This window comes from Achromobacter sp. DMS1, from assembly GCF_001270295.1.
Map to the genome: position 1 here is coordinate 1 of NZ_LHSJ01000320.1, position 4315 is coordinate 4315.

The 4315-nt window shown below is 69.0% G+C and carries 3 protein-coding genes and 3 pseudogenes; 4 read left to right on the plus strand and 2 right to left on the minus strand.

The genetic code is table 11. From position 1 onward, the window contains the following. Together AD428_RS26590 and ubiE are read right to left on the minus strand one after the other, a co-directional pair. Positions 1-174: pseudogene (locus tag AD428_RS26590) on the minus strand (Tim44 domain-containing protein); the annotation flags it as partial. Positions 175-319: 145 nt separating this feature from the next. Further along, a pseudogene (ubiE, locus tag AD428_RS23400) lies at positions 320-1092 on the minus strand (bifunctional demethylmenaquinone methyltransferase/2-methoxy-6-polyprenyl-1,4-benzoquinol methylase UbiE). A 163-nt stretch (positions 1093-1255) separates the two neighbouring features. Here ubiE and phoB point away from each other — a divergent pair. From phoB to AD428_RS23420, 4 genes and pseudogenes are all read left to right on the plus strand, one after another. Continuing rightward, on the plus strand, positions 1256-1954 hold the full coding sequence (gene phoB, locus AD428_RS23405; RefSeq protein WP_053246744.1) for a phosphate regulon transcriptional regulator PhoB: 699 nt from the start codon (positions 1256-1258) through the stop codon (positions 1952-1954). Positions 1955-1967: 13 nt separating this feature from the next. Further along, positions 1968-3272: a phosphate regulon sensor histidine kinase PhoR gene (gene phoR, locus AD428_RS23410; RefSeq protein ID WP_053246745.1), complete on the plus strand. Its 1305-nt coding sequence runs from the start codon at positions 1968-1970 to the stop codon at positions 3270-3272. A gap of 39 nt (positions 3273-3311) precedes the next feature. Continuing rightward, positions 3312-3986 carry a heavy metal response regulator transcription factor gene (locus AD428_RS23415; protein WP_053246746.1) on the plus strand — a complete coding sequence of 225 codons (675 nt, stop codon included), beginning with the start codon at positions 3312-3314 and terminating at the stop codon, positions 3984-3986. Next, a pseudogene (locus AD428_RS23420) lies at positions 3983-4315 on the plus strand (two-component sensor histidine kinase); the annotation flags it as partial. The gene AD428_RS23415 and the pseudogene AD428_RS23420, both read left to right, overlap by 4 nt.

The window sequence follows — 4315 nt, forward strand, 5'->3', positions numbered from 1 at the left end:
GGCCGGCGGCGTAACCGCCTGGCGCTGCTGGGTGATGTTGGTGGACTGGCGGCCCACGCTGGCGCCGCCGCCCATGCGCCGGGCTTCGGCGTCAAAGGATGCGGTCACCATTGCCGTGCCGGCGACGGCGACGAGCGCCGCGGCCAGAAACCGCGAAAAACAGATCTTCGACATAGATAGGGGCTCCCTCGTGCTTGCGCCCGCCTTTTTGGGGGACGAAGTATTCTTACAGAAATCTGAATGGCGTAAGAATAACGGACAAGGCGTCCCCCCACAAGTTCCCTTGCGGGTGCGCGGCCTGTCCGTGGACGAACGGGGTTCAGCTCAGCTTTACGCCCTCGTGCAGCGCGGCGATGCCGGCCGTGAGGTTGAAGTACTGGACGCGCTCCAGTCCCGCCGTGCGCAGCATGTCGGCCAGCGTCTCCTGGTCGGGGTGCATGCGGATGGATTCGGCCAGGTAGCGGTAGCTGGCCTCGTCCTTGGCGATCTTGCGGCCCAGCCAGGGCAGCACGTTGAAGGAATACCAGTCGTAGGCGGGCGCGAGCGGCTTGGCGATGCGCGAGAATTCCAGCACCAGCAGCTTGCCGCCCGGCTTGAGCACCCGGGTCATCTCGGCCAGGGCGCGGTCTTTGTGCGTCATGTTGCGCAGGCCGAAGGCCACGCTGACGCGGTCGAAATAGCCCGTGGGAAATGGCAGGCGCTCGGCGTCGCAGACGGCCACCGGCAACAGCAGGCCGTCGTCGGTGAGGCGGTCGCGCCCCACCCGGAGCATGGAATCGTTGATGTCGGTGAGCCAGACTTCCCCGGTGGGGCCGGCCCGCTTGGCGAAGGCGCGCGCGAGGTCGCCCGTGCCGCCGGCGATGTCCAGCACCTTCATGCCCGGACGCACGGCGCCCGGCCGATGGTGAAGGCCTTCCATACCCGGTGCAGGCCCGCCGACATGAAGTCGTTCATGATGTCGTAGCGCTGGGCCACCGAATGGAAGACTTCCGCCACCTTGCGGGCCTTTTCGCTTTCAGGGACGGTCTGGAAGCCGAAATGCGTGGAGCCGGCGGCATCCGCCGATTGTTGCGGTTCGGAGGGGTTTTGCATGGTGTGTTCCCGATATATCGTGAAATGGTAGCCTATCGGGCGGGAACCGGGCGCGAACCGGCGCGCAAAACGCCCGGGCGGCGGTCACATACCTGAAATATTGCGGCCATACTATCGCAACGTTCGCGCCGCGCCGGCGCTTCGAGATGTTTCAATTTCCGCCATGTCCAGCACCATACTCGTCGTCGAAGACGAACCCGCCATCCAGGAACTCATCGCGGTCAACCTGTCGTTTGCCGGGCACAAAGTGCTGCGCGCTTTCGACGCCGACCAGGCCCAGACGCTCATCCGCGCCGAACTGCCCGACCTGATCCTGCTCGACTGGATGCTGCCCGGCACCTCGGGCCTGGCGCTGGCGCGCAAGCTGCGCAACGATGAGCGCACGCGCGCGGTGCCGGTCATCATGCTCACGGCCAAGGGCTCCGAGCAGGACAAGGTCGACGGCCTGGAGGCCGGCGCCGACGACTACATCACCAAGCCCTTCTCGCCCAAGGAGCTGATGGCCCGCATCAAGGCCGTGCTGCGCCGCCGCGCGCCCCAGCTCACCGACGACGTGATCGACGTGGGCGGCCTGAAGCTGGACCCGGTCACGCACCGGCTTTCGGGCAACAGCCAGGCCCTGCAGATCGGCCCCACCGAATTCCGGCTGCTGCATTTCTTCATGACCCACCCCGAGCGGGTCTTCTCGCGGTCGCAACTGCTCGATCAGGTCTGGGGCGACCACGTCTTCGTGGAGGAACGCACGGTGGACGTGCACATCCGCCGCCTGCGCAAGGCCCTCGAACCCACCGGCCACGACGCGCACGTGGAAACCGTGCGCGGCAGCGGCTACCGTTTCACGGCCCAGCTCCCGACGCGCTGACACGCCGCTTTCGATGATCTGGCTGCGCACGCTTTTCCTGGTCGCCCTGTGGGCGCTGGCCGCGCTCGCCGCGCATTGGCTCATCGGAGAGCCAGCCGGCTGGATCGTCTTCGCTTCGGCGCTGGTCGCCATGCTGTTCTGGCGCAGCTGGCGGCTGCAGAAAGTGTCGTACTGGGCGCGCCACCCCGATACCGCGCCCCCGGCCTCGGTCGGCCCCTGGGACGACATCCTGGCGCCGCTCTACCGTTACACGCGCGCCCGCGCCCGCGAGCTGGCCGACACCCAGCGCGCCATGCAGGGCATGCTGGCGGCCGCCCAGGCCCTGCCCGACGGCGCCGTCACCATGAACGAGGATTTCCAGATCGACTGGTGCAACCGCATGGCGCGCCAGCACCTGGGCCTGCGCCTGCCCGCCGACCGCGGGCACAACCTGCTCAACCTGCTGCGCGCCCCCGAGTTCGTGGAGTACGCGCACCGGGGCTCGTGGCCCGAGCCCATTCTCGTGCGCCTGGGGCAGAACGGCCAGGAGCGGCTCATGATGATGCAGCTCACGGCCTACGCCAGCAATCAGCGCCTGCTCATCACGCGCGACGTGACGCAGATCGAGCGGCTGGAAACCACGCGCCGCGATTTCGTGGCCAACGTCTCGCACGAGCTGCGCACGCCGCTCACCGTGCTGGCGGGCTTTCTCGAGACGCTGCGCGAAATGCCCGACGAGGCGCTGCCGGCCGAGCAGCGCGCGCAATACCTGGCCATGATGCACGAGCAGGCGCAGCGCATGCAGGCCATCGTCGAAGACCTGCTGACGCTGTCCACGCTGGAATCGTCGCCCGGCGGCGACCAGCGGCCCGTGGACATGCGCGCCCTGCTCGAAAAGGCCCGCCAGCAGATCGAGGCCCTGTCCGGCGGACGGCACACGCTGCGCTGGCACATCGACGAATCGCTGGACGTGGTGGGCACCGAAACGGAATTGGCCTCGGCCATCTCCAACCTGCTCACCAATGCGGTGCGCTATACGCCCGAGGGCGGCGAGATCACCGTGCGCTGGGAGCGCGACGAGGACGGCGGCGCGCGCTACAGCGTGCGGGACACCGGCATCGGCATTGCCGCCCGGCACCTGCCCCGGCTGACGGAGCGCTTCTACCGCGTGGACCGCGGCCGCTCGCGCGCCGTGGGCGGCACGGGCCTGGGCCTGGCCATCACCAAGCACATCGCCATGCGGCACGATGCCGAGCTGCTCATCAGCAGCGAGCCCGGCAAGGGCAGCGTGTTCACGCTGCGGTTCCCGCCCGAGCGCATCGCCGGCGACGCCGGCTGAAGCGGCCGCGCCGGCCGCCCGGGTGGTACATTTCCGCCCATGCGCATCCTGGTCATCGAAGACGAACCCAAGCTGGCCGGCTATCTCAAGAAGGGACTGTCGGAGCAGAGCCACGTCGTGGACCTGGCGCACGACGGCATCGACGGCCGCCACCTGGCGCTGGAAGGCAGCCACGACCTGATCGTGCTGGACGTCATGCTGCCGGGGGTGGACGGTTTCGAGGTGCTGGCCTCGGTGCGCGCCCGCAAGAACACGCCCATACTCATGCTCACCGCCCGCGACGCGGTCGAGGACCGGGTCCGCGGCCTGGAAGGCGGCGCCGACGACTACCTGGTCAAGCCCTTCGCTTTTTCCGAGTTCCTGGCCCGCGTGCAGGCGCTGCTGCGGCGCGGGCGCGCGCAGGAGCCGGTGGTGCTGCGCCTGGCCGATCTGGAGCTGGACCTGGCCCGCCGGCGCGCCACCCGGGGCGGCCAGCGGCTGGACCTCACGGCCAAGGAGTTCAACCTGCTCGCGCTGCTGCTGCGGCGCCAGGGCCAGGTGCTGTCGCGCACCACCCTGGCCGAACAGGTGTGGGACATGAATTTCGACAGCGACACCAACGTCATCGACGTGGCCGTGCGCCGCCTGCGCGGCAAGCTCGACGATCCCTTCCCCGCCAAGCTGCTGCACACCGTGCGGGGCATGGGCTACGTGCTGGAATCGCGCGGCCCATGAAGCCGCCGCGCATGGGCTCGATGCAGGCCCGGCTGACGCTGCTGCTGGGCGCGATCGCCCTGCTGGTTTCCAGCGTCGCCGGCGCCACGCTGTTCTGGGCGCTCAAGCGCGAAGTGGCGCGGCAGGAGATTACCGAGGCCAGCGGCAAGTCCGAGCTCGTGGAGCACCTGATCGACATGCAGGGCGGCGCGGGCGGACTGGACGAGCTGGCCGCGGCCCTGGATGGCATGCGCGCCGGCCACGGCCACCTGGGCATCTGGATCGAAGACGGGCGCGGCGCCCTGCTCTACGGCGGCGAGCCGCCTCGCATCCTGCAGGCGCTGCCCGGC

Excerpts from the sequence above, each read along its gene's own strand:
- phoB (WP_053246744.1), top strand. The coding sequence starts at position 1,256 with ATGTCCAGCACCATACTCGTCGTCGAAGACGAACCCGCCATCCAGGAA.
- phoR (WP_053246745.1), top strand. The coding sequence starts at position 1,968 with ATGATCTGGCTGCGCACGCTTTTCCTGGTCGCCCTGTGGGCGCTGGCC.
- AD428_RS23415 (WP_053246746.1), top strand. The coding sequence starts at position 3,312 with ATGCGCATCCTGGTCATCGAAGACGAACCCAAGCTGGCCGGCTATCTC.